This is a genomic window from Robiginitalea rubriflava (assembly GCF_052540725.1).
Map to the genome: position 1 here is coordinate 1651702 of NZ_CP199309.1, position 25726 is coordinate 1677427.

The window sequence follows — 25726 nt, forward strand, 5'->3', positions numbered from 1 at the left end:
CAGGCCCGAAAGCCAAACAGATACTATCTGATATGTCTGTAAGCGGGTATATCGAAAGGCTGTTCAGGAAATTCCTGCCCTCTCCCTTTGCGATTGCGATCCTGCTTAGCCTTCTGACCCTGGTGCTTGCAACTGTTTTTGGAAGCTATCAGGAAGGAACCCCATCCTGGCAGGGTACCCTTAAAGCCTGGGAAGCCGGGCTGTGGAACAGGGGATTACTGGTTTTTGCATACCAGATGATGCTTATTCTGGTACTGGGGCATGTTTTGGTCCTTAGCAAACCCCTGGAAAGGTTAATCATCAGGATTACTTCCCTGGTGCGTAACGGCGCAGGAGCAGCCCTATTGGTGGCCAGCACAACCATGCTGGTTTCCTTTTTTAATTGGGGCCTTGGCCTGATTTTTGGGGCCATTCTGGCCCGTAAGGTGGGAGAGCATGCTCAGCGAAATCAGATAGCCATCAATTACCCGCTCATTGGTGCCTGCGGGTATCTCGGGCTGATGGTGTGGCATGGGGGGATTAGTGGTTCTGCGCCCATTAAGGCTTCGGAACCGGGGCACCTCAGTGGCTTGCTCAGCGGGGTGGTGCCGGAGGCCACGCTTCAGGCACTTCCGGAAGTTATTTCCAGTTCAGATACCATACTGAGCTGGTGGAACCTGATTATTTTCACTACTGTAGTGCTGCTGGTCAGTCTGCTGGCGTATTATCTGGGGAAAAAGGCCAAAACTGAGGTTTTTGAACTACCCGTTTACCACTTTGCTGAAAATACTGATAAAGAACCTGGCGGTGGTGCAGAACGTTTGGATCGTTCGCCCTGGTTTTCGCTGGTCTTTGCCCTGCTCATTTTTGTCGCCTTTCTGATCCAGTATTTGCCACAGCTGCAAGGGCTCAATCTGAGCCCGGACATGCTTAACTTTTTTATGCTGGGACTTGCCATTTTACTGCATGGAAACATTCGCAGGTTCCTCAGGGCAGTTGAGGCGGCCATAGGCGATACGGCCGGGATTCTGATTCAATTCCCGCTCTATTTTGGGATTATGGGGGTAATGACGGAAAGCGGGCTTATCCATCAGATTTCAGACTTTTTTGTACAGACCAGCAATTCCGTCACCTTTCCGATTTTTACTTTCTTCAGCGCCGGGCTGGTAAACATTTTTGTCCCCAGTGGCGGCGGGCAATGGGCCGTTCAAGGGCCGGTTATAATGCAGGCAGCTTTACAGTTGGGAGTGCCTTTGCCAAAAGCCATTATGGCGCTGGCCTACGGAGACCAACTAACCAATATGCTTCAACCGTTCTGGGCGTTACCCCTGCTTGGGATTACCCGTCTTAAGGCCAGGGAGATACTGCCTTATTCCATCCTTTTTATGCTGCTGGGAGGGACGATCTACCTGTTGGGTATTCTGATTTTCTGAGCAATTCAATACCTTTGAAATAAAAAATTTGTCCAGACCGCGCATTCCCGTACCCCTTTTAAGTGAGGCCCACGTTTTCCCGCCCGCTTCTAAAGCCAGTTCTGAAGGCCTGGTGGCAGTTGGAGGGGATCTGCATCCCGAAAGGCTCCTATTGGCATACCGATCCGGAATCTTTCCCTGGTTTAATACAGATTCACTAATTCTCTGGTGGAGTCCGGACCCCCGCATGGTATTATTTCCGGAGCGCCTGCGGATTTCCAAGAGTATGCGCAGCCTGATGCGCAAGGGAAGATTTCGCGTCACCCGAAACCGTTGTTTCTCTGAAGTAATTGCACAATGTGCACAAATCAATCGCAAAGGTCAGGACGGCACCTGGATTACCAACCGCATGCAGGAAGCCTATGACCAGTTACATGCGCTGGGCCATGCTGTATCTTACGAAGTCTGGGAGGATAAAAAATTGGTGGGGGGTTTATACGGGGTAGACCTCGGGGGTATTTTCTGTGGGGAAAGTATGTACAGTACGGTTTCCAACGCATCCAAGATAGCTTTTATTCATATGGTGGAAGATTGCAGGGCTAAAAACTATACCCTTGTGGATTGCCAGGTTTATACGGAACATTTGGAGAGCCTCGGGGCAGAAGAAATATCCAGGAAACAATTTTTGGAAATTTTAAAGGCTAATGTTGAGGGAAGTCAAAAAGACTAATACCTGTACCGTTTATTTGCTGGAACACCCCTGTGAATAGGATGAATAGATTACAAGAAATAACAGAAGGAAGGCGCTTTTAATATAAGACATGATCGTAATTGGCCGGCAACGCTTTTCTCAGTTTGATAAAATTCCCTTCACTGTCAAACATCACCTCGTATTCATTGTAGCCAGCTTCTTTTTTACCCAGTATGATCAATTCATATTTCAGCTCTGGCAGGAGCAGGTTCTGGAATGCTTTTTTCAGGGTCTCTGAATTCGACGAAAACGCATCTCTGGGGTATTGTTGCTGGATTTTTCGTATGCGATATTTCTCAAATGTAGCCTCAAGAAATAAACGGATAGCTTTATAGCTTGCGTTGGGCAGGTCTACCGCCTTAACGCGGATTTCCACATCTTCGAGGCCACCACTTTTATCAAATTCAATACTGTAATGAAGGCGGTCTTTTTTGAATTTAATTTCAAAACTCTGTTTAGAGGAATCTATTTCTTTATAAAAGCGTACCCTTCGTGCCTCGTTCAGGTACCCCTTAACGGCAGCGTAGGCAGATTCGGGAAATTGCGCTTTGCGAATTCGGAATTCACGCTCGTATTTTTCCTGGGCCAGCATAGGTATACCTACAATAAAAAACAGTGCGCATAATAGGTTAAACCTCTTCATAGCGAAAGCAACTTATTTCATGATCATTGACCATCCCGGTGGCCTGCATATGGGCATAGATAACGGTACTGCCCACAAATTTAAATCCGCGTTTTTTCAAGTCCTTACTGATTTTGTCAGATAGCGAGGTATTAGCAGGAGCTTTCGTGTAATCTACTACTTTATTTTTAATCGGTTTGCCATTGACAAAACCCCATATATACTTACTAAAGCTCCCGAATTCCTGCCGGACTTCCATAAATGCCCGGGCATTGGTAATTGTGGCTTTTATTTTCAAGCGGTTTCTTATGATCCCGGCGTCGTCCAGCAGCCTTGAGACCTCAGCAGGCCCGTATGCGGCTATTTTTCGAAAGTCAAACCCGTCTAAGGCTTTTCTGAAATGCTCCCTTTTTCTGAGGATGGTGATCCAGCTAAGGCCGGCCTGGAAGGTTTCCAGTACCAAAAATTCAAAAAGGGTGTCGTCCTGATATACAGGGACACCCCATTCTGTATCGTGATAGGCCTCGTAGAGCGGATCTCCTACGCACCAGCCACAGCGGTTTTTCTCCATGGCTTAAATGTAGGCCAAAATTTTTGAGACCGCAATTTAGTTGGCCGGGCGCAGTTCTCCTTTATCCTTTGCATCTGGCCAGATAGCAGTGATAGTCGGGAAATTTCTGAAGAATTTGCGACCGTCCTTGCGCTTTAAAGTAACTTCAGTCCCCCATTTGGTTTCCCTGAAGGACTGAACTACAACCAGCATACCTTCCACGGATTTCATGTCTGCAATTCCGCCGCGTTTAATAATGATATTTTTCCTGGGAAACTTAACGTATTCGAAGTTTCCTGATTCGGGCCTGTCAATTTTTAAGACCTGTCCCTGTTGCAACATGCTGGTTTGAGCCTGTACCTGTGATATCCCCGCAAATAATGCGAATATGATAATTATAGCGATCTTTTTCATGATATATTATTATATCGGTAGTGTGTCGTTAATATATTACGAATATACTAAAATAACTCCATATTATAAAACAATTACTACTGTTAAAAGGTGTTAAACTATTAGGATATGATAGCAATACTATTATATTTGCGATGTTTTATAAGATTTTTATGAAATATCTAATACAAAACCTGAAAATATCGGTAAACGAAAAAATTTACGTCAAGGACCCCGAGTCCTCCGAATTGGGGAAGCGAATAATACGGAACAGCATTGAACTGATCTCGGAAATTGGCTTTGAAAAGTTTACCTTTAAGAAGTTGGGAATGCGCATTGGCTCCAATGAAAGTTCTGTATACCGCTACTTCGAAAACAAGCACAAACTGCTGATCTATCTCAGTTCCTGGTATTGGGGCTGGCTGGAGTACCAGCTCGTACTCACCACCAACAGCATTGATGATGCAGAAGTGCGTTTGGATAAGGCCCTGGAAATGTTAACGCGCCCGGTGGAAACAGATCAGTCGTTTTCCCATATTAACGAGGTAGCCCTTCAGGATATACTTATAAATGAATATTCAAAATCCTACCTCACCAAGGAGGTGGATAATGAAAACAAAGAGGGCTATTTTGAAATTTACAAACGGATGGTCTTACGTCTTGGCAGTATGATTGAGGCGGTCAATCCGGACTATCCCTATCCGCTCAGTCTCTCCAGTACGGTTTTGGAGGGGTGTATGCACCAATATTTTCTGAAGGATCATTTTCCGTCCATTACCAATTGTATAACCCACGGAAGCCCCACGGATTATTTCAAATCCCTGGTCTTTTCAACCCTTAACTATACAAAATAATGCCAAAATCTATGTTGACATCCTGGCAGCGGCTGATTGGGCTGCTGACCCTTGAGAAGAAGGACGTTTTCCAGATCTTTTATTACGCCATCTTCGCTGGATTGGTAAACCTGTCGCTCCCTCTGGGGATACAGGCCATCATCAATTTAATTCAGGGGGCACAGGTCAGTACTTCCTGGATCGTGCTGGTGGTTCTGGTTACCCTTGGGGTGGGTTTTGTAGGAGCGCTGCAGCTAATGCAAATACGGATTATTGAAAACGTACAGCAAAAAATATTTACCCGTTCCTCCTTCGAGTTCTCCTACCGCTTCCCAAAAATCCGGATGAGCGAGCTCAGGAACTACTATCCGCCGGAGTTGGCTAATCGCTTTTTTGATACCCTCACTGTTCAGAAGGCGCTGGCTAAAATTCTGATCGATTTCCCGGCGGCCCTGCTTCAAATCCTTTTCGGATTGCTGCTGTTATCGTTTTACCACCCATTTTTCATCTTCTACGGCATACTATTGCTATTGCTGATTTATGTGGTATTCAAGTTTACAGCCCAGCGGGGGTTAGATACCAGCATCGAGGAATCCCGGAATAAATATCGGGTGGCACACTGGATACAGGAAGTAGCCCGCTCCATCATCAGCTTTAAACTATCCGGGAAGACTTCCCACGCCATTGATAAAAACGATGCGCTGGTAAGCGATTACCTGGAATCCAGGGAGAGCCATTTCCGTATCCTGGTCATTCAGTTTATTCAAATGATTGGCTTTAAGGTGCTGGTGACGGCCGGCCTTTTGCTAATTGGCGGATTGCTGGTACTGAATCAGGAGATGAATATCGGGCAGTTTGTCGCCGCAGAAATCATTATCCTGCTGGTGATAAATTCGGTTGAAAAACTGATCCTGGGACTTGAGACCTTTTACGATTTACTTACTTCCCTTGAAAAGCTGGGCGAAGTTGTAGACAAAACCCTGGAGCCAGTGGACGGAGAACGCCCGTTTAACCCCGAAGAAGGCTTTACCGTAGAGTTGAAAGACGTTACCTACCATGTTCCGGAGCGGGATAAGCTGATCATTGACCACGTCAATTTGAAGGTTACCCCTGCATGCATTGTTTTACTGCAGGGCCCGAGTGGTTCCGGTAAATCCACCTTGCTGAGGCTTATGACTGGGATATTGGAGCCCGACTCAGGGCAAATATTTGTGAACGAGGTTTCCCTGGCCGGGGTTAATCTGAATTATTACCGATCCCATTTGGGGAAATCCATGCCGGAGGAGTCTCCTTTTGAAGGCACCATTCTGGACAACCTCACTTTTGGCGATAAGAGCATCAGTAATGAGGTAATCTATTGGGCGCTGGAAAAAGTAAAGCTTTTGTCCTTTGTTAAGGAGCAACCCCTGGGGCTGAAGACGGTTATATACCCTGAGGGCAAGCAGGTCCCTTATACCGTTGGAAAGAAGCTGGTTTTGGCCAGGAGTATCCTGCGCAAGCCCAAATTACTGGTCCTGAAGGATCCTCTGGATCATTTTAATGCGGAAGAATCGGTTGAGATAATGGATTTTCTGACCGACCCGGCTAATGGATGGGCCCTGATTGTGGTCAGCGAAAACGAACGATGGGCCAGCCGTTGCAACCGTGTTGTACATATGAGTGAAGGTAAGATTATTAAAGAAAGTTGAAATGCTGAATATTTCACCAAATAAACTTAATGAAAAGGTAGACCTGATGCATTTCAGGGCTGCCCAAAAGGTATTCCACAGGAGGCATTACAAGCACTTCAGTCGGTTCCTGCTGGTTTCCTCATTAATAGGGTTTATCATACTCTTTTTGCCCTGGACGCAGAATATCAACGGGGAAGGATACCTTACGACCCTGAACCCTGACCAGCGACCCAATACGATTCAGTCGCCCATCCCGGGCCGGATTGAAAAGTGGTTTGTGCGCGAAGGGGACCTGGTACAGGCCGGAGACACCATACTGTTTATTTCAGAAGTCAAGAATGAATATTTTGACCCGCGACTGATAGAGCGGACCGGGAAGCAAATTGATGCAAAAAACCGTGCGGTAAGTTCGTATCAGGAAAAGGTAAAGGCGCTGGGCAGCCAGGTAGCCGCTTTGGAAAATGAGCGTAAACTCAAGTTGCAACAGGCAAAGAACAAATTGCTTCAGGCACATTTAAAGGTTACCAGCGACAGCATTGACCTGGAGGCGGCCCGCACCAATATTACCATTGCCCAAAGGCAGTATGACCGGACCAGTCAACTGGAGTCTGAAGGGTTGAAGGCAGTGACGGATGTGGAAGAAAAACGTCTGAAATTACAGGAGACCCAGGCTAAATTGATTTCACAGCAAAATAAATTGCTGGCCAGCCGCAATGAAGTTATCAATGCGCAGGTAGAGATTAGCCGTGTCCAGGCAGAGTATACCGAAAAGATCTCCAAGGCCCGGTCTGACCGTTTTACTGCCGAATCATCACAGTTTGACTCGGAAGCGCAGGTAACCAAACTGGAGAATGAATACGCTAACTATGAGCGCCGTACTGAATTGTATTACATCAGGGCCCCTCAAAGTGGTTACATCAACAAAGCCATCAGGTCCGGATTGGGCGAAACCTTCAAAGAAGGTGACCAGCTCGTTAACATTATGCCCATAAACTACGAAATGGCTGTGGAAACCTATGTGGATCCGCTGGATCTTCCCCTTATACATCTGGGTGAAAAAATACGGATTCAGTTCGATGGCTGGCCTGCCATTATTTTCTCAGGCTGGCCCAATGTTTCCTATGGGACATACGGGGGTACGGTTGTTGCGATAGAGACCTTTATAAGTGCGAACGGAAAATACAGGATCCTGGTAGCCCCGGACCCGGAGGACCATCCCTGGCCAAAGGAATTACGGGTAGGATCCGGCGCATATACCATAGCTCTATTGGAAGACGTGCCTATATGGTACGAATTGTGGCGACAGCTCAATGGCTTCCCCCCGGATTATTACAACCCATCCAAAATTGAAAAGCCGTCAACGGTTACAATGCAAGAAAAATGAGAAATGCGTTTTTTTACATATTTCTTCTTTGTCTCTGCCCGGCTCTGGAGGCCCAGCCCAGCGACAGCCTTGTGCTGGGCTACCGGGAGTATCTGGCGTATGTCAAAGAATTCCATCCGGTTGTAAAGCAGGCCGACCTGGTGCTCGGCCTGGCTGATGCCAATTTGCTGCAGTCCAGGGGTGGTTTTGACCCCAAACTGGAAGTGGACTACGACCGCAAGGAATTTAGTGGGACAGAATACTATGATCGTTTAAATGCCACTTTTAAAATCCCAACCTGGTACGGGGTGGAATTCAAAGGGCAGTTTGAACAAAATGAAGGGGATTTTCTGAACCCCGAGCGCACGGTTCCCACAGATGGCCTCTACAGCGCAGGAATTAGTGTTTCAGTTGGGCGTGGGTTTTGGATCAATGAACGCATGGCGACCCTGAGAAAGGCACGTTTTTTTGAGCAGCAAAGTGAGGCAGACCGGGACCTGCTGGTCAATGAGATCCTGTTTTCTGCTTCGGAGGCCTATTTTAGCTGGCTTCAGGCATATAATGATTTGCAGGTATTCCAGAATTTTCTGGAGAATGCCAGGGTGCGTTTCGAAGGGGTAAAGAGCAGTGCCCTGGCCGGAGATCGTGCCGCAATCGATACAGTGGAGGCCCGGATTTCCTTGCAGAATAGAGCCCTCAGTCTGGAACAGGCAAAGGTTAAACTGCGTAACAAATCACTTGAAGTATCAAATTTTATCTGGATAGGGGACGGGATACCCGTGGAATTGCAGCCGGATGTAAGGCCCGAATCTGATCCGGCAACCGCGGTGACTGAATTACTGGAGCTAAGGGACCTGAGCATGGAAAACTTTGCTCTTGGAGATCATCCCAAACTCCGTTCCCTGGATTTTAAAATAAGGGGCCTGGAAGTAGACAAGCAACTCAAGATTAACGGGCTGTTGCCTCAGATAGACCTGGAGTATAATTTTCTTACTGAAACCCCCGAACTGATACGCAGCTTTGAAACCCAGGAGTATAAAGGGGGAGTGCGTTTTCGGATGCCGTTATTCCTGAGAAAGGAAAGAGGGGCGCTCAAGATGGCTAAATTCAAGTTGAGGGATGCGGTTCTGGAGCGGGATTATACCCTTATCAGCATACAGAACAAAGCCCTGGCACTTTTTAATGAACTGGATTCCTTCAACCGGCAGAATGAACTGATCAGCCAGATCGTTTCGGATTACAGCCGTATGCTTGAGGCCGAAGAACGTAAATTCAGTTTTGGGGAGAGTTCCGTGTTCCTGTTGAATTCCAGGGAAAGAGCCCTCATCGATGCCCGTTTGAAGGGCAATGAGGTGCAGAATAAGTACCTGATGGCCAAAGCCAAACTATTCCGGGCACTCGCCATCAACCCGCTCGTAAATCCCTGAGCGGATCCCTTTGTAAGGAAAACGAATTTGTAACTACTTAAGGAGGGTTCAATTTTTATAACTACTTATGCGAACGGTAAATACAGAGAGTAAAACGGAAGTGGAGTTAATTGAGGACGCCCTCGGGGCAGCCATGGATTACAACAACTATTTGGACGAGCTTACCGATCAGGTTAATGAAGGCAAAACCTCAGGACCGGTACAGTCTGAGGCTTATGTTCATTACACCCTGCTCAACAGAAAGCGTATGCTCCGCTGGGATCGCACATTCCGACTCACAGACGAGGATATTGAAGAACTGGCGCATCTGAAAGAGCCCCTGATCTGGCTGGTGTTAACGGAAAGCTGGTGTGGGGATGCTGCTCCTGTTTTGCCGGTACTGAATGCCTTCGTGGAAAACAGCCCAAAAATTGACCTCAAAATAGTCTACAGGGATGAACACCCGGACCTTCTGGATTTATATCTCAGCAACGGGGCCCGCTCCATTCCCAAGCTTTTAATGCTGGAGGCCAAAACACTTAAGGTACTCAGTAGCTGGGGCCCCAGGCCGGCTGAGGCTCAGCGTATGACAGATGCCTATAAAACGGAACACGGGGGCTTGAGTCCGGAATTCAGGGAGCAACTTCAGAAATGGTATAACAAAGATAAAGGTCAGGAAATCAGAAAGGAACTCCTCGAATTACTTGCTTTGAAATAGGTAGGTAATGGTTCCGGGCTGTTCTGAGCGCTGGGCCGGGCTGAACCGGGCTTTTAAGGCATACGCAATGGCATTGTCGATGAGGCAGCCATTGGAGGTGGTGGAGCTTTTATTATAGTCGGCTTCCACTACAAACCCCAGCTTATCCACTTTTATATTAACAACCACCTTGCCTCCTTCAATGCAGGTATAGATAGGCGGCGGCAGCTCATAGGCAGATCGGTCTACAAGGGAATAGGATATGGAAGTCCGCCGTTCTGCAAGGTTGTTGGTGTACTCTTTTTTCTCAGCCTCTTTTTCGCCTATGAGCTGTTTTTTCTCTTCCCTCTTTTTCGCCAGTTCCCGTAAGGTGGAATTAAAGGCTTCAGAATCTCCAAGATAATCTTTGTTTTCCTCGGCTCCCATAAGCTCTTCCCTTTCGGCCATTATTTCTTCCAGGGTTTTTAGGGGTTCAGGGGCTCCATAAGTGGGCTTTGCGGTTTCATTGAAAGCCATATGGCTTTTGACGGGATCTGCTGCCTGAAGTTCCTCTAATTTTTTTTCTTCTTCTTCCAGTAAGGCTTCAATATCCTCATCTGCAAGGCTCATCTCAATTACGTACTCCTCTTTTTCACTACTGCCCAAATGCAGGTTAAACAGGGTCAATACCAGGATCGCCAGCGAAAAGCCGGTAATGATTAACGAAAGCTGGCTGCGGGTTAAATCCATATGCATATAACCGCTTTTTCCCCCTTTTATTTCATTTTCCTGATCCATCGATACTTACTGGATTGAATATCCCTTTTCCCTTAAACGTTCTTTAAACTGCTCAGGGCTTATCGCCTTATTTACGTCAAAAGATCCTATTTTGGTTCTTTTAAGGGCAGATAAATAGGCTCCGCTTCCCAGAGCTTTTCCAAAATCATGGGCCAGAGAACGGATGTAAGTTCCTTTGCTGCACACCACTCTAAAGGCCACTTCGGGAAGTTCAATGCGCGTTATTTCGAAGGTATCGATACGGATCCTTCTGCTGGGGACATCAACCTCCTTCCCGCTCCTGGCATATTCATATAAGCGCTTCCCGTCCTTTTTGAGGGCCGAGAAGACCGGGGGTTGCTGCAGGATTTCCCCGATAAATTCGGAGGCCATTTTTTCTATAACTGCTTTTTTCAGGTGTGCTGTAGGAAAATGGGCATCAGGCTCCGTTTCCATATCATAAGAAGGAGTAGTGGCCCCAAAGGTGAAAACACCTGTGTATTCCTTGGTCATATCCTGGAACTCCGGAATGGTCTTGGTCTTTTTGCCCGTACAAATTATGAGCAGGCCGGTGGCCAGCGGATCCAGGGTCCCGGCATGACCAACTTTTATTTTTTTGAGCGAAAAGGCTTTTTTAAGTGCCCATTTAATGGCGTTAACAGCCTGGAAAGATGACCATTTATAAGGCTTGTCTATCAGCAGGATTTGTCCTTCTAAGAATGCTTCTCTGGAAAATTCCAAAATATTGAGATTAGGGGCCTATGCTGTCCAAAATACCGAAACCATGGCAAGCAAGCCTACCACAAGACAATATACGGCAAAAAAGCTGAGTTTGCTGTTGCGAACCAGCCGGATCATCCAGGTGCATGCCAGCAAACCAGCCACAAAAGCCGCAACAAAGCCAGCAGCCATACTGCTCAGGTTTGAGCTCTGAAGGCTGAGGTCCCCGCTCAGAATATCCTTGGCGATCTTTCCAAGGATTAAGGGGACCACCATTAAAAAGGAAAAGCGGGCCGCCTTTCTTTTATCTACCCCCAGCAGTACGGAAGTTGCAATGGTTGCCCCACTTCTCGAGATACCGGGAAGCATGGCAACTGCCTGGGCAATTCCTATGAGTATCGAGTTCGGGAAGGAAACCGGTTTGTGGGTATTCTTTGCCCTGTCTGCCAAAAACAGCAAGAGAGCCGTAAGTATCAGCATGGCGCCCACAAAGGCAATATTTCCCCCAAAAAATGCTTCCAGCTGGGCTTCAAAAAAGAGCCCGACCAAAACCGCCGGCACCATGGATAGCAGTATTTTAAGGGTAAACCGGCTCTCCTCATTATTGGAAAACCTGAAGAGGCCACACAAGATTTCCCATACATCTTTGCGGAAAACAACCAGGGTACTTAGGGCTGTGGCAAAATGGAGAACAACGGTAAAAAGGAGGCTTTCTTCCGGCATGGAGGAGTCCCCCAGAAGGGCTTTTCCCAGTTCCAGATGTCCGCTGGAGGAAACGGGAAGAAATTCTGTGAGCCCCTGGATGATCCCCAGAATAATGGCGTCTATTACTTCCAATTATTTGGATTTACTTTTGTGTGGATTGGCCAGGATAGCATAGACTTCTATCCCCAGCCCTATCAAAACCAGGGTTGGAGCGAGTCGTATCCTGCGAAAATTAAAAATTTCAGGATTGAAAACGTTCGGATCATCACTGCCCCCTCCGGCCATCAGGATATAGCCAAGTGCAATAAAAGCCAGCCCGATAAACATCAGGATATAATTTTTACGCTGGAAAATAAACTCCTGCTGTGGCTTTTGCTGCAGCGAATTTTTGTTCTTTTTACTCATAGGGCAAATTTAGTAATATAAATCGTCTGTTCGCAGGTTCAGGAACCGCTGTGTTGCGAAATAGGTGCTGACCAGGGAAATGAGCAGGCCGAGGATAAAAACGCCGGAAAAAAGTATTGCCAGCATTTTCAGGTCCTGTAAAACTCCGAGCTGTGGAAAATTTAGGTCCAGATAATACAAGAGGCCAAACAACGCCACTATTGCCAGCAGTGCGCCAAAGACACCCAGTTTGATGTTGGTCCAGATAAAGGGCCGGCGGATAAAGGACTTGGTTGCCCCAACCATCTGCATGGTTTTAATGATGAAGCGTTTGGAATAGATAGAGAGCCGGATGGAGGAATTGATCAGTAAAACGGCAATAAGGGTGAATACCGCACTGGCGATAAGGATCCCCAGTCCGATACGCCTCACGTTTTCCGTAAGCAGGCTTATAGTGGGCCGGTCATAACTCACTTCTTCCACAAAGCTCCTTTTACCAATTTCAGCAGCAATAGAATCTACCTGGGTGGTTGAAACAAAGGCTGCGTTCAAATTGACATCTATGGAATTTTTAAGGGGGTTATAGCCCAGGAATTCCAGAAAATTTTCCCCGATTTCCTCACTGTGTTGTTCTGCGGCCTCTTCCTTGGATACAAATACCGCGGACTTTGTGTATTCAGACATCACCAGGCTCTTTTGCAATTCATCTATTTCCACCTGTTTGGCGGTATCCTTAAAAAACACTGATATCGCAATTTGTTCTTTGAAATGGTCGGCCAGTTTCTTGGTGTTGAGCACCAAAAGGCCCAGGATTCCAAGCAAGAACAGGACCAGGGCAATACTCAGGGTAACTGAAAAATAAGAAGAGATCAATTTCCGCCGCTGAAAGCGCTCAAACGATTTACTCATAGCCGTATATGAATATGTAAAAATAGGAAAGTATATGGATTCCGCTTATTTTTGCGCAGAATTAATAAAACGGGCGTATAAGCCCAAAAACATACCCCCTGGATGCATTACGATTTTAAGGAAATCGAAAGAAAATGGCAGAAACATTGGGCAGACAACAAAACCTTCAGTGCCCAATTCCCTTCCGAACAACCCAAATTTTATGTCCTGGACATGTTCCCCTATCCTTCAGGGGCGGGACTTCATGTAGGACATCCCCTGGGGTATATTGCCAGTGATATTTACGCCCGCTTTAAGAGGCATAAAGGATATAATGTATTGCATCCCATGGGATATGATTCCTTTGGCCTGCCGGCGGAGCAATACGCTATTCAAACCGGGCAACATCCGGCCATTACAACAGAGGCCAATATTAAGAGGTACCGGGAACAGCTGGATGCTTTGGGATTTTCCTTTGACTGGAGCCGTGAAGTACGCACCTCAGACCCTGCCTATTACCGCTGGACCCAGTGGGTATTTATGCAGTTGTATAACTCCTGGTATAACAAGGATACAGACAAGGCAGAGCCTATAGAATCCCTGATCAGTTCCTTTAAGCAAACCGGAAACCTTCAGATCAGCGCAGCATGTGACGAGGACACCCCGGAATTCAGCGCGGCTCAGTGGAATGATATGACTGAAGTGGAACAGGAGAAACTACTATTGAAATACAGGCTTACTTATCTGGCCGACACAGAAGTAAACTGGTGCCCGGCCCTGGGTACAGTACTGGCCAATGATGAGATCATTAACGGGGTTTCAGAACGCGGAGGCCATCCGGTATTACGGAAAAAAATGACGCAGTGGAGCATGCGTATCACAGCCTATGCCCAGCGTCTGCTGGATGGTCTGGATTCGGTTGACTGGCCACAGCCCCTAAAGGATTCCCAAACGAATTGGATAGGACGCTCGGTGGGTGCATCGGTCGTATTTCAGACACAGCCTTCTGATGCCCAACCTCAATCTTTCTCGATAGAGGTTTTTACTACCCGGCCGGATACGATTTTCGGGGTTAGCTTTATGACCCTGGCTCCGGAACACGAGTTGGTAGGTCCACTTACAACACCTGAGCAGCAAGCCGCCGTAAATGATTATATAGAGGCAACTTCCAAGCGTTCCGAGCGGGATCGCATGGCAGATGTAAAAACAGTTAGCGGGGTATTTACCGGTTCCTATGCCATACATCCCTTTACCAAAGAACCCATACCGATCTGGATAGGGGACTACGTGCTGGCCGGATATGGTACGGGCGCCGTAATGTCTGTCCCTTGCGGAGACCAGCGGGATTATGATTTCGCCAAACATTTCGGAATCCCCATCCCAAATATTTTCAAGGACGTCTCTATTGAAAATGAGGCCTTTGAAGATAAGGCAAACACGATAATTGCCAACTCAGACTTCATTGACGGCCTCGGACAGAAGGAGGCGAGCCGCAAGGTTATCTCTGAACTGGAAACCCTGGGCCAGGGAAAAGGAACGGTCAACTATCGCCTGAGAGATGCCGTTTTCAGCCGGCAACGGTACTGGGGGGAGCCCTTTCCGGTTTATTACAAGGCCGAGGGTTTGCCCAGTCTTATTCCTGAGCATTGCCTGCCCCTGGAATTACCGGAGGTGGAAAAGTATTTGCCTACCGAGACAGGGGAACCACCCCTGGGCAACGCCACACACTGGGCCTGGGATGTGCAAAAAGAGGCAGTAGTGGCCAACGACCTTATCGATTATAAAACGGTTTTTCCGCTGGAACTCAATACCATGCCGGGTTGGGCCGGGAGTTCACAATACTTTAACCGCTATATGGATCCGGGGAATAATAAAGCTCTGGTTTCCGAAGAAGCGAATGATTACTGGCAAGACGTAGACCTGTACATAGGGGGAAGCGAACACGCCACCGGGCACCTCCTCTATTCGCGATTCTGGCAAAAATTTATGTTTGACAGGGGTTGGGTAAAGCAACCCGAATACGCCCGAAAACTCATCAACCAGGGAATGATCCTGGGGACTTCGGCCCTGATTTATCGTATAAGGGGTACTGAAACCTACGTAAGCAAAGGGTTGGCTGAGCAACAGCAGGTAGATGAAATACGCGTCGATGTAAACCTTGTCAATGCTTCAGACGAGCTGGATATAGAAGCCCTTAAAGAATGGCAGCCGCAGTACCAGGAGGCCGAATTTGTTAAGGAATCAGGCAAGTTCCTCGTGGGAAGGGAGGTCGAAAAGATGTCCAAATCCAAGTTTAATGTTGTAAACCCGGATCTTATCTGTGAGGAGTACGGAGCAGATGCCCTTAGAATGTACGAAATGTTCCTGGGGCCCCTGGACCAATCCAAACCCTGGAATACGGCAGGGATCAGCGGGGTATTCGGATTCCTGAAAAAATTGTGGAGGCTTTATCATCAGGGACCGGAAGGGGAATTTTCAGTCTCGGATGCAGAACCTTCCAAAGACAGTTTGAAATCCCTGCATAAAACTATTAAAAAGGTTACGGAGGATATAGAAAACTTCTCTTTTAATACCTCTGTATCCACCTTTATGATTTGTGTTAATGAACTGGCGGCTTCCAAATGCAGGGAGCGGGCGGTGCTGGAACCGCTGGCGGTATTAATTGCCCCGTATGCCTCGCATTTAGCAGAAGAGTTGTGGCATAAGCTTGGAAATACAGCTTCAATAGCTAGGGCTTCCTATCCGGAATTTAAACCGGAATACCTTGTTGAAAGCAGTAAGGAATATCCGATTTCCTTTAACGGAAAAATGCGCTTTACCATGGAATTACCCCTGGACCTGACTAAGGAAGAAATTGAGGCAGCCGTCATGGCGCATGAAAAGACGCAACAGCAGCTCGCCGGACGGACCCCTAAAAAAGTGATAGTGGTTCCGGGCAAAATCGTGAATATTGTGGGATAAGTTTGCTGCCCGCCACGGGAAAGACGATCTTTAGGAAGATCATTCACCCTTTTTGGAAAATGTTGAATTTTTGGGCCTGGTAGCAGCTTGCTGCACTACGGCGGCATTTATGCCGCAGGTGTATCGCGCCTGGAAATCAAAGTCTGTCCGCGACATCTCCCTTTTTATGTACCTGGTTTTTCTAACCGGAACCATCCTTTGGTTTATATATGGAATACTGATTTATAGTATTTCAATCATCCTGGCCAACGGGATCACTTCAATCCTGGCCTTGATTATCATTTATCTAAAACTAAAATATCGATAAACGACACTTAACGATTTGATAATATATTTGATCATACCCCTAAAAAATAGGGGGGTCAAACCAAAAAATAAGTGTTTTTATATTACGGACCCCCTAAATTTTATCGATTTTATTTCTAATAAAGTAAAAAATACAACATCTTTACATCAAAATCATAATATTCAAACTAATGGTAATTGGTATTCCAAAAGAAATTAAGAACAATGAAAGCCGCGTAGGGATGACCCCTGCCGGAGTAATGGAGCTCATTCGTTATGGACATACAGTTCATGTTCAGTCTGGTGCAGGAATCGGCAGCGGCTTTACGGATGAGGATTACAAAAAGGTAGGAGCTCATGTACTGGACACTATCGGCCAGGTGTATGCAATCAGCGATATGATTGTAAAGGTGAAGGAGCCTATTAGGGAGGAGTACCCGCTCATCCAGAAAGGCCAGATTGTTTTTACGTATTTCCACTTTGCCAGCTGCGAAGAACTCACTGAAGCGATGATAGCCAGGAAGGCTGTTTGTATTGCGTATGAAACGGTTGAAGATGCCGATGGCAATCTGCCTCTTCTGACACCCATGTCCGAAGTTGCAGGCAGGATGGCTATTCAGCAGGGGGCAAAATTCCTGGAAAAACCGGTCAAAGGAAGAGGGGTATTGCTCGGAGGTGTACCCGGCGTAGCCCCTGGCAGGGTTTTGGTACTGGGAGCCGGAACGGTGGGTATTCAGGCTGCAAAAATGGCAGCTGGTTTGGGAGCCCATGTTACCATAATGGATGTAAGTATGAAGAAGTTACGCTTTGTGAATGATGTTATGCCCCCTCATGTGGTGACTGAATTTTCCAATGAATACAATATCAGAAAACACATAAGGAACCACGATCTGATTGTGGGAGGTGTATTGCTGAAAGGAGCGCGGGCCCCGAAACTGATTACCCGCGATATGCTCAAAGAGATGAAGCCCGGAACAGTTATAGTAGATGTTGCGGTAGATCAGGGAGGCTGTGTGGAGACTTCCCGCCCCACCACCCATGAAGACCCGATTTTTATTATCGACGACGTGGTGCATTACTGTGTGGCTAACATGCCCGGAGCCGTTCCATATACATCCACAATCGCATTGACCAATGTAACCCTGCCCTATGTCCTGAAACTCGCAAACCAGGGTTGGGAAGATGCCTGCCAGCAAGATCCTTTATTGGGCAAAGGGCTTAATATTGTTTTAGGGAAGGTGGTTTATGACGAAATAAGAGTCCCCGAGGAACCCGTTGCGGCGCTTGCAGGCTGAAAAGCGGCAAAATGTCAGGTTTGATAATTAGAATCCGGTCAGATACATCGATTGCGTATTTGGCCGGATTTTTGATTGCTTTAGATTACTTTTGAAATGGAAAAACAGATGCAACTATGTACGGATATTATATATTAATCGGAGCTATAGCGCTGATCAGCTGGCTGGTCAGCCGGAAACTAAAGAATAAATTCAGGCATTATTCCAAAGTACACCTGCAAAATGGGATGAGCGGGGCCGAAATTGCCGAGAAAATGCTGGCAGACCACGGGATTCGCGATGTGAAAGTTATCAGCACAGCAGGAATGCTCACAGACCACTACAATCCCGCCAATAAAACGGTAAACCTCAGTGAGGGGGTTTATAATCAGCGCAATGCCGCAGCTGCAGCCGTAGCCGCACATGAATGCGGACATGCTGTTCAGCATGCCCAGGCCTATGAATGGCTTACCCTGCGCTCACGCCTGGTACCGGTTGTAAGCGTAACCTCAGGTATGTCTATGTGGGTTGTTTTTGGGGGCCTTATGCTGGGTGCTGCTGCAGGAGTGGGATTTGGCTACTGGGTAGCTGTTGCAGGGCTAATCATGATGGGGCTTGCAACCCTTTTCAGCTTTATAACCTTACCGGTGGAATACGACGCCAGCAACAGGGCCCTTGCCTGGTTAAAGCGAAAGAATATGGTGACCCAGCAGGAATATAAAGGCTCTGAAGATGCCTTGAAGTGGGCTGCGCGAACCTATTTGGTAGCTGCAATTGGCTCTTTGGCAACTTTGGTGTACTGGGGACTCCAGGTATTAGGCGGACGAGATTAAATACTGATTTGCCTATCGATTTGCTGATCCAGTGAAATGAAGGTCTCGGTTCTCGAAACCCCTTCAATTTGCTGGATTTTTTTATTGAGTAGCTGCATCAGGTGTTCATTGTCTTTGCAAAGCACCTTAATGAGGATAGACCAGTTGCCGGTAGTGTAATGGCACTCCAGGATTTCAGGAATTTTCTGAAGCTCTTTGACGGCTGCCGGGTTGCTCATGGCCTTATCCAAAAAGATCCCGATATAGGCCATGGTTGTATAGCCAAGGATTTTAGGGTTGATGCGAAACTGGGAACCGGCAAGCAGGCCCGATTTTTCCAACTTTCGAAGTCGCTGGTGGATGGCTGCACCTGAAATTCCGATTTTTCGTGCAATCTCCAAAACGGGCGTACGGGCATCTTCCATCAGGTATCTGAGGATTTTCTTGTCAATACCATCTATATGCAGGCCTTTGTCTGTGGCTTTCATACGCCTAAAGATAGGATAATTCTACGGATGCTAACTGGCAACTGAGTCCGGGTTATAGCCCAGGTAGGGCACCTCAAATTCATTAAATGCGACCCCGTAGGTCTTCAATTCCCTTAAAATGGGGTCGTATACTTCCTTATGGATGGGAATCTGCACCCCGGGCCGGGTAATCTCTCCGTTTAAAATCAGCAGGCAGGCCATGGCCACCGGGAGCCCCACCGTTTTTGCCATTGCAGTTAATTTTGGGTTTTCGCCCAGTACTACCGTGTTGGAATCTAGCTGATATTTCTTCCCGTTCAGTTCATATCCGAATTTATGATACATGACAATCATATCGCGATCTTCGGGCCCCAGGGTCCAGCTTTGTTCCAGGATTTCCTGTAAAATCTGGGCAGGAGTACCGTTGGCAGTGGTAATGGTCTTGTCTGCATCAAAAAGGTTGATTTCCACTAATTTTCCCCATATCACATCGTCCTGGTCTATTTTCAGGTAATGGCGAAGCTTTAATTCAACGGAATCTGTTGGGGAATACGGGAGGAACAGGTTTGTAAATTCCCGGAAAGACATGCCTTTTGAATTTTCTATGTGGTAATCGTCATCGGTCATCCCCAGCTGAACGAAAATGTTCCATGCCCGGGAGAAGCCAACCCTGCGCATGGTACCCCGATAAAGAGTAAGGGCTTTACCCAGCCCATAGGCTTCCCGATAACTGAGCGAGTCCCTGTTCGCGTAAGCTTCAAAGGTGCCGTATCCCTCTATTTCAAGGAATTCCGTCCGTCGGAACAGCTTGTGATAGGGGATGTATTTATAGGTTCCTTCCTGAATAAATTTAGCCGCTCCGCCCTGTCCTGCAACTACCACATTTCGGGGGTTCCAGGTAAACTTGTAATTCCAGAGGTTGGTGTCGCTCTCTGGAGCAACCAGGCCTCCGGTAAAGGATTCGAAAAGCAGCATTTTCCCGCCTTTCTTTTTGATGCGGTCGATCACTTCCATGGCGCTCATGTGGTCGATTCCGGGATCCAGACCAATCTCGTTCATAAAAATCAGCTTTTTGGAACGGACCTGCTCGTCCATTTCTCGCATTTCCTTACTGACATAGGATGCCGTAACCAGGTTTTTTCCAAACTCCAGACAATCTTTGGCCACTTCAATATGTAAGCGGGCAGGTAACATGGAGATAACAATAGCTGCTTCCTGAATGGCTTTCCTTCTTTCAGTGCCTCTGGAGATATCCAGGGCAATGACTTCCGTGCGCTGGTGGTTTTGGATACTCTCCGAAAGGGTTTCGGGCTGCTTGTCAGCAATGCAAATCAGCAGGTCCTGTTCTTCTGATTTATCCAGGAGGTACTGCATAAGATAGGCGGTAGACTTACCCGCCCCTATAACTAAAATCCGTCTGCTCATGAGGGAAATTGGCAATTTATGGTTGGAATACGAAGGTATCAAATTGTTACATTTGCATGAAAATTCTCCATTGTAGTTATGAACAAAACTATTTTGATTACTGCAGGTTTTCTGGGTATTACAGCTGTGGTTTTGGGAGCCCTTGGGGCACATGCCCTGGCAGAGAAACTTCCTCCGGCTGCCCTGAAAAGCTTTTCTACGGGGGTTGAATACCAGATGTTTCACGCCCTGTTTTTACTTTTTCTGGGGAGCACAGACAAACTGCTGATAAAACATAAAAAAGCTATTTTCTGGCTGATCTTTGCAGGGGTGATATGCTTTTCCTTTTCGATCTACGGGTTGAGCACACAACCCCTGAGCGGGCTTCAACTTGGAAGCATAGCCCTTGTAACACCTTTGGGGGGGCTGTTTATGATTTCAGGCTGGGCATTGCTGATTTACCGTGTTTTTCGGTCTTTGACCTAACTAATTAAAAAAATGAAGCTTTTGGGGAGGATTTTTTCTAATTTTGCCCAACATAAAAACAACTTCTATGAGTACAACCAGCCAAAATACGAAATCGATTTCGCTGGAAAAGCTGGGTCTGCTTTCAGACCGGATTCATTATCAACTCACAGCTGAGGAATTGCATGATCTAAGCCTGTCTATGGATTTGGGAAGAGAGGCAGATTCCGGAGCACTGGCTGTCAGTACAGGGGAATTTACCGGACGCTCTCCCAAAGATCGTTTTATAGTAAGGGATGATGTAACCAAAGACAAAGTTTGGTGGGGCCCCATTAATATTCCCTTTGAGCCGGAACAGTTTGACGCGCTGTATCTCAAGGTTATCAACTACTTAAACGATAAGGAACTTTTTGTACGGGATTGTTTTGCCTGTGCCGATCCGCAATACCGTATGGGCATCAGGGTGATCAATGAATACCCCTGGTCCAATCAGTTTGCCTACAATATGTTTATCCGGCCGGAGGAAGAAGAGCTGGAAGATTTTGAAGCGGAATGGACCGTAATCAATGCCCCGGGTTTTACAGCTGATCCGGATGTTGACGGTACGCGCCAGCATAATTTCGCAATTCTAAATTTTAGCAGGAAAATTGCCCTGATAGGGGGAACAGGATATACGGGGGAAATTAAAAAAGGGATATTTTCCGCACTTAATTTTATCCTTCCGGTTTATAAAAATACCTTGCCCATGCATTGTTCAGCCAATGTGGGTGAAGATGGGGAAACAGCCATCTTTTTTGGCCTCTCCGGTACCGGAAAAACAACCCTTTCTACGGATCCTACACGCCGGTTGATCGGGGATGACGAACACGGCTGGACCAGTGAAAACCGCATCTTCAACTTTGAAGGGGGATGTTACGCCAAAGTAATCAACCTTTCCGAGGAGAACGAACCCGATATTTTCAGAGCGATTAAAAAAGGTGCCATCCTCGAAAATGTAATACTGGATGAGGAAGGGGTTGTAGATTTCTCAGACACTTCAATTACCCAAAATACCAGGGTGAGCTATCCTATTTACCACATCAAAAACAGGCAGGTTCCCTCTTTCGCCACAAACCCGAAACACATCTTTTTCCTTACGGCTGATGCCTTTGGGGTACTGCCTCCAATATCGAGGCTGACCCCGGCCCAGGCGGCTTACCATTTCATTTCCGGTTATACGGCAAAAGTGGCGGGAACCGAAGCAGGGGTCGATGAACCCATCCCGTCATTCTCCGCTTGTTTTGGTGCCCCTTTTATGCCGTTGCATCCCACAAAATATGCCGAAATGCTCAGCAGAAAAATGAAGGAGGCCGGGGTGAATGTGTGGCTTGTAAATACCGGATGGACCGGCGGGCCTTATGGAGTAGGAAGCAGGATGCCACTGAAATATACCAGGGCTATGATTCATGCAGCACTCAGCGGTAAGCTTGGGTTATACACCTATGACACTTACCATATCCATTCCGTATTCGGGGTGGCACAGCCCAGAACCTGTCCGGGAGTACCAACCAAAATTTTGAGCCCAAGGGCTACCTGGAATAATGATGATGCCTATTACAAAACGGCTTTTAAACTTACCAATGCATTCCGGGAGAACTTTAAGAAGTTTGAGGAGTACGCCAGTGAAGAGATAAGAAGGGGCGGGCCCCAGCGATATGCGTTCTAAATGAAAAAGGCTTCCGATTGGAAGCCTTTTTTTATTTCTTGTTTACACTGGTAATATATTTCTGAAGCGCCATGGTCATTGAAGGCGTCTCAGGTGTTGGCGCCTTGATATCAATCCTAAGGCCTGCATCCGTAGCTGCATTCACCGTAGAATTCCCAAAGACGGCAATACGTGTATTGTTTTGCTCAAAATCAGGGAAGTTTTTGAGAAGCGATTCTATCCCGGACGGACTGAAAAATACCAGTACATCGTAATATACATCCCTCAGGTCAGACAAATCGCTGATCACTGTTTTATAAAAGATACCCCGGGTCCAGTCTACCCCGACCTTTTCAAGAACTTCAGGAATTTGAGGTTTCAGTGAATCTGAGGATGGGAGCAGGTAGGTTTCGTCTTTATACTTTTTAAACAGGGGCTGCAAATCTGCAAAATTGCGCTTTCCCACGTATATTTTTCGCTTGCGGTACACTACGTATTTCTGCAGGTAGTAAGCTACTGCTTCCGACTGACAGAAATATTTCATACTGTCGGGCACCTTAAATCGCATTTCCTCCGCAATTCGGAAAAAATGATCAACAGAGTTACGACTGGTTAATATGATGGCGGTGTAGCGCGACAGATCTATCTTTTGCTGCCGGACCGCCTTGGCATCTACCCCTTCCACATGAATAAATGGCCTGAAATCTACTTTGACCTTCTCTTTCTCAATGAGCCTGGAATATGGGCTATTCTCCATTTTTGGTTCCGGCTGGGACACCAGAATCGTCTTTACCTTCATATAATCAGTCTTTTAGCAAATTTAGAACAAGCAAAAAGGGTGCAATTTCAAGTGTGCAAAGGTACAAAATAAAATAGAAAAAGTGCAGAGCAATCAACTTTTGATGAATTTTCAAAAGGGCTATCCAACCGATTGCGTTTATAAGGATTATTAAGAATATAGCTGTTAAAACCACTGATTTATTGCCGGGGAGCATATAAGCCAGGAATACACTTGCCAGGAACATGATAAGAGCACTGTAGTTGAAGTAAGTACTCTTGATAAAAACCAGAGACTCCATCAGTTTATCGGTATTAAAAATATACCCGGCTGTGAGTTGCAAGCTGAATTTAAGAAAAAGGAAAATAAAAACACCTCCTGTAAAATATAAAAAGGCTACTGCTGTATCGGGGAATGCGTCTTCAAAAAAGGCTGCTGATCCCAGTGATAGAAACAGCCCCATCGAGATAATCGAAAACAAGCTAAGCGCCAGGTGGAAACCGTTCAGGAGTAAACCTTTCTTATTATAGAGAAACAGGTATTTGTTATTAAAAGGCAAAATGATGAAATTCAGGAACCGGCTATAGAAAAAAGACTTGGCAAAAACCAGGCAAAGCAGTCCCAGGAATAGTACGGCAGTTATCCAGTCAATAGCCGGTATGCTTCGTTCCAGAGCTTCCATTATTTTTCGATTTTCTGGTTAGCCCCGTTTAACCCCCAATACAGATTCTCTCTGGCAAGGCTAGCCCTGAAGTAGGTTGCGTCCTTAATTTTTGTTTCGGGAAATACAAAGGAGAAATAGGTGCTGTCCCGACTTTGCAAAACGGCTTTTCCCGGATCGCCCGGGCTTGGTGCAACAGCAACAAATTCCTTTACTTTTTTATACCGGTCCAAAAAGGCTACCCCAAATTTCAATTCTTCCAAAGGAATATCGAATGGGTATGGATTGTACAGCCACATCCGGGCTGTTTGCCCTGCTTGCAGAGTATGCTCCGGTTCCACCCCGGCCTGTATCTGCCGGTAGGATCTGAAAGAATCTACAAAATAGCCGTAACGTTTTCTCCCCTTTCCGTCCACATAGTAGAGCGGCCTTTCTGCCCTGCTCTTGGGGACATAAAAGATCCGCTGCCCCTGCACCCCTTGCTCTGAATCATCGATAGAGTATTGGTTTTTTCTGTAATAAATATTGTTGAGGCTAAATGAGCGATTCCCTGAGTAAAAGGCATACATAGAGGCCAGTCTGTAGGAGTTTTCAAAAACCACGGGATGTTCCCCAACGACTTCTTCGAGGCTGGCAACCCATTTTTTATTTCCGTGGGATTCATACCGCACAGGAAATAGAGGCTCGTAAACCAGGCCCGCCCGAAGGAACAAAAGGATCAGGACATTGGCAACAGACAGGCGGAAGAGCCATTTTCTGAATTTTTTATGATCCATTGCATAATATACCACCATCAGGGCCATGGGGATGCAAATGACAATAAGCCATTGGGTCTGTACTCTCCTTTGAAAACTTGAAGCGAAAAAAAAGATGAGGATGCCGTAGGTGATAAATTTCAGGGCACGGTTAAAGGGATCTTTGCCCGGAAACCTGTAAAGCGCCCAGTAGGCTAATGGAAAGGTAAGTCCAAAAAGGGTTATCAGGTTCAGAAAGTACCCGGCGGTAAACTTGGTAAAACTATACGCCTGGTTTGGCCGGTCAAAGAGATGGTATTTTATGGAAACCAGATCCTGCTCAACCAGCCACCAAAGGTGGGGGGTATAACACAATAGGGAGACTGCTAAAGCTATCCAGGCCTTAGGGTCCTTCAGGAGCTTCAGGTTGGAAAGCAACAAGAAAATAATTACCAGGGCTGCATGGTATTTACTGTACATCAATCCGGCCATTACCAGGCCCAGCAAGACGGCATTGACGGTATCCGGCCGGTGGAGGAAGTTTCTGTATTGATACAGGAACAGGGCTGTAAAGAACAAAAGAGGCGTGTCCGGCAGGCTTAAAAAGCCATATGCGTGCAATAGTGGGATGGAAATGAGCCAGATAAAGCAAACCCAGACAGATATGGCTGCCTTTTTGAAACGGATCATTTTCCAGAGCAACCAGAGGGTGCCCACCCCCATCAGGCAGGAAATAAAACGCACCCCGAGTTCTCCCTCAAACAGCAGCCCGCCCAGCGCTATCATCCATGCAACCATGGGTGGGTGGTCAAAATACCCCCAGGAGACATTCTGTGCATAGTACCAGTAATATGACTCATCGTAAATGAGCTCGGTCGCGAAAGCCTGCAGCAGATTTAAAAGAAACAATGCCCCTAGTAGCATATAGAACAGCCGCGGGGATAAGTGTCTCATAGGCGTCAAAATTCGGTCAAAGTTACAAAATCTGGCAAAGGCTTATCGGCCTGTCTCTATAAAAATCAAAGCGGCAGACCAGAGGGCGTTTTAAAATTGGTATTTTTGGCAAAAATCC

At 46.7% G+C, this 25726-nt stretch carries 26 protein-coding genes; 13 read left to right on the forward strand and 13 right to left on the reverse strand.

What is annotated here, in order from left to right:
- Positions 1-32: 32 nt before the first annotated feature.
- Both ACT6NU_RS07565 and aat read left to right on the forward strand, forming a co-directional pair.
- A complete protein-coding gene (locus ACT6NU_RS07565) occupies positions 33-1412 on the forward strand; it encodes a short-chain fatty acid transporter (RefSeq protein WP_445381069.1) in 1380 nt (459 codons plus the stop codon).
- Positions 1413-1440: 28 nt separating this feature from the next.
- Entirely contained in the window at positions 1441-2121 is a 681-nt protein-coding gene (gene aat, locus ACT6NU_RS07570; protein WP_445381070.1) for a leucyl/phenylalanyl-tRNA--protein transferase, read from the forward strand.
- Positions 2122-2200: 79 nt separating this feature from the next.
- On the opposite strand, the gene ACT6NU_RS07575 is transcribed toward aat, so the two are convergent.
- The 3 genes from ACT6NU_RS07575 to ACT6NU_RS07585 are packed head-to-tail and all read right to left on the reverse strand — an operon-like array spanning position 2201 to position 3728.
- Positions 2201-2785, reverse strand: a complete 585-nt coding sequence (locus ACT6NU_RS07575; RefSeq protein WP_445381071.1) for a hypothetical protein — start codon at positions 2783-2785, stop codon at positions 2201-2203.
- Positions 2772-3335 carry a DNA-3-methyladenine glycosylase I gene (locus ACT6NU_RS07580; protein WP_445381072.1) on the reverse strand — a complete coding sequence of 188 codons (564 nt, stop codon included), beginning with the start codon at positions 3333-3335 and terminating at the stop codon, positions 2772-2774. The genes ACT6NU_RS07575 and ACT6NU_RS07580 overlap by 14 nt, the downstream gene beginning before the upstream one ends.
- A gap of 36 nt (positions 3336-3371) precedes the next feature.
- Positions 3372-3728, reverse strand: a complete 357-nt coding sequence (locus ACT6NU_RS07585) for a hypothetical protein (protein WP_445381073.1) — start codon at positions 3726-3728, stop codon at positions 3372-3374.
- Between the two features lie 152 nt (positions 3729-3880).
- Here ACT6NU_RS07585 and ACT6NU_RS07590 point away from each other — a divergent pair, with 152 nt between their 5' ends.
- The 5 genes from ACT6NU_RS07590 to ACT6NU_RS07610 all read left to right on the forward strand — a co-directional run bounded on the left by ACT6NU_RS07590 (position 3881) and on the right by ACT6NU_RS07610 (position 9697).
- Positions 3881-4561 (forward strand): TetR/AcrR family transcriptional regulator, encoded by a 681-nt coding sequence (locus ACT6NU_RS07590; RefSeq protein ID WP_445381074.1) that lies wholly within the window; start codon positions 3881-3883, stop codon positions 4559-4561.
- The gene (locus ACT6NU_RS07595) at positions 4561-6228 is read left to right on the forward strand and encodes a peptidase domain-containing ABC transporter (protein WP_445381075.1); all 1668 of its coding nucleotides are present in this window, start codon (positions 4561-4563) and stop codon (positions 6226-6228) included. Before ACT6NU_RS07590 ends, ACT6NU_RS07595 begins: the two co-directional genes overlap by 1 nt.
- A gap of 1 nt (position 6229) precedes the next feature.
- Complete coding sequence (locus ACT6NU_RS07600; RefSeq protein ID WP_445381076.1) at positions 6230-7594, forward strand: HlyD family secretion protein; 1365 nt, start codon at positions 6230-6232, stop codon at positions 7592-7594.
- A complete protein-coding gene (locus ACT6NU_RS07605; protein WP_445381077.1) occupies positions 7591-9000 on the forward strand; it encodes a TolC family protein in 1410 nt (469 codons plus the stop codon). Before ACT6NU_RS07600 ends, ACT6NU_RS07605 begins: the two co-directional genes overlap by 4 nt.
- Positions 9001-9067: 67 nt before the next feature.
- Complete coding sequence (locus ACT6NU_RS07610) at positions 9068-9697, forward strand: thioredoxin family protein (RefSeq protein WP_445381078.1); 630 nt, start codon at positions 9068-9070, stop codon at positions 9695-9697.
- Here ACT6NU_RS07610 and ACT6NU_RS07615 read toward each other — a convergent pair.
- Genes ACT6NU_RS07615 through ACT6NU_RS07635 form a run of 5 tightly spaced genes read right to left on the reverse strand, consistent with a single transcriptional unit; the run spans position 9680 to position 13150 of the window.
- The gene (locus tag ACT6NU_RS07615; RefSeq protein ID WP_445383840.1) at positions 9680-10405 is read right to left on the reverse strand and encodes an energy transducer TonB family protein; all 726 of its coding nucleotides are present in this window, start codon (positions 10403-10405) and stop codon (positions 9680-9682) included. The genes ACT6NU_RS07610 and ACT6NU_RS07615 overlap by 18 nt on opposite strands.
- Positions 10406-10459: 54 nt before the next feature.
- Positions 10460-11173, reverse strand: coding sequence for a tRNA pseudouridine(55) synthase TruB (truB, locus tag ACT6NU_RS07620; RefSeq protein ID WP_445381079.1), 714 nt, complete (start codon positions 11171-11173; stop codon positions 10460-10462).
- Positions 11174-11191: 18 nt separating this feature from the next.
- Complete coding sequence (locus tag ACT6NU_RS07625) at positions 11192-11989, reverse strand: undecaprenyl-diphosphate phosphatase (protein ID WP_445381080.1); 798 nt, start codon at positions 11987-11989, stop codon at positions 11192-11194.
- A complete protein-coding gene (locus ACT6NU_RS07630) occupies positions 11990-12262 on the reverse strand; it encodes a DUF3098 domain-containing protein (protein WP_445381081.1) in 273 nt (90 codons plus the stop codon). It abuts the gene before it with no gap.
- Positions 12263-12271: 9 nt separating this feature from the next.
- Positions 12272-13150 (reverse strand): cell division protein FtsX, encoded by an 879-nt coding sequence (locus tag ACT6NU_RS07635; RefSeq protein WP_445381082.1) that lies wholly within the window; start codon positions 13148-13150, stop codon positions 12272-12274.
- 102 nt (positions 13151-13252) lie between these two features.
- Here ACT6NU_RS07635 and leuS point away from each other — a divergent pair, with 102 nt between their 5' ends.
- The 4 genes from leuS to ACT6NU_RS07655 all read left to right on the forward strand — a co-directional run bounded on the left by leuS (position 13253) and on the right by ACT6NU_RS07655 (position 18482).
- Positions 13253-16090 carry a leucine--tRNA ligase gene (gene leuS / locus ACT6NU_RS07640; protein ID WP_445381083.1) on the forward strand — a complete coding sequence of 946 codons (2838 nt, stop codon included), beginning with the start codon at positions 13253-13255 and terminating at the stop codon, positions 16088-16090.
- A gap of 52 nt (positions 16091-16142) precedes the next feature.
- Positions 16143-16397: a SemiSWEET family sugar transporter gene (locus ACT6NU_RS07645; RefSeq protein ID WP_445381084.1), complete on the forward strand. Its 255-nt coding sequence runs from the start codon at positions 16143-16145 to the stop codon at positions 16395-16397.
- A 169-nt stretch (positions 16398-16566) separates the two neighbouring features.
- Positions 16567-17670 carry an alanine dehydrogenase gene (gene ald, locus ACT6NU_RS07650; protein WP_445381085.1) on the forward strand — a complete coding sequence of 368 codons (1104 nt, stop codon included), beginning with the start codon at positions 16567-16569 and terminating at the stop codon, positions 17668-17670.
- A gap of 116 nt (positions 17671-17786) precedes the next feature.
- The gene (locus tag ACT6NU_RS07655; RefSeq protein ID WP_445381086.1) at positions 17787-18482 is read left to right on the forward strand and encodes a zinc metallopeptidase; all 696 of its coding nucleotides are present in this window, start codon (positions 17787-17789) and stop codon (positions 18480-18482) included.
- Here ACT6NU_RS07655 and ACT6NU_RS07660 read toward each other — a convergent pair.
- Together ACT6NU_RS07660 and ACT6NU_RS07665 are read right to left on the reverse strand one after the other, a co-directional pair.
- Positions 18479-18949, reverse strand: coding sequence for an Lrp/AsnC ligand binding domain-containing protein (locus tag ACT6NU_RS07660; protein ID WP_445381087.1), 471 nt, complete (start codon positions 18947-18949; stop codon positions 18479-18481). The two genes, ACT6NU_RS07655 and ACT6NU_RS07660, sit on opposite strands and share 4 nt — an antisense overlap.
- 30 nt (positions 18950-18979) lie before the next feature.
- Entirely contained in the window at positions 18980-20353 is a 1374-nt protein-coding gene (locus ACT6NU_RS07665) for a saccharopine dehydrogenase family protein (RefSeq protein ID WP_445381088.1), read from the reverse strand.
- Positions 20354-20431: 78 nt separating this feature from the next.
- Between ACT6NU_RS07665 and ACT6NU_RS07670 the strand changes: the two genes are divergently transcribed.
- Together ACT6NU_RS07670 and pckA are read left to right on the forward strand one after the other, a co-directional pair.
- Entirely contained in the window at positions 20432-20818 is a 387-nt protein-coding gene (locus ACT6NU_RS07670) for a DUF423 domain-containing protein (protein WP_445381089.1), read from the forward strand.
- Between the two features lie 67 nt (positions 20819-20885).
- Positions 20886-22502 (forward strand): phosphoenolpyruvate carboxykinase (ATP), encoded by a 1617-nt coding sequence (gene pckA, locus ACT6NU_RS07675; RefSeq protein WP_445381090.1) that lies wholly within the window; start codon positions 20886-20888, stop codon positions 22500-22502.
- Positions 22503-22533: 31 nt separating this feature from the next.
- Here the strand turns inward: pckA and ACT6NU_RS07680 are convergent, their stop codons facing one another.
- The 3 genes from ACT6NU_RS07680 to ACT6NU_RS07690 are packed head-to-tail and all read right to left on the reverse strand — an operon-like array spanning position 22534 to position 25608.
- Positions 22534-23280: a uroporphyrinogen-III synthase gene (locus ACT6NU_RS07680; protein WP_445381091.1), complete on the reverse strand. Its 747-nt coding sequence runs from the start codon at positions 23278-23280 to the stop codon at positions 22534-22536.
- 4 nt (positions 23281-23284) lie between these two features.
- Positions 23285-23941, reverse strand: coding sequence for a DUF4271 domain-containing protein (locus ACT6NU_RS07685; RefSeq protein ID WP_445381092.1), 657 nt, complete (start codon positions 23939-23941; stop codon positions 23285-23287).
- Positions 23941-25608: an ArnT family glycosyltransferase gene (locus tag ACT6NU_RS07690; RefSeq protein WP_445381093.1), complete on the reverse strand. Its 1668-nt coding sequence runs from the start codon at positions 25606-25608 to the stop codon at positions 23941-23943. Before ACT6NU_RS07690 ends, ACT6NU_RS07685 begins: the two co-directional genes overlap by 1 nt.
- Positions 25609-25726 lie beyond the last annotated feature (118 nt).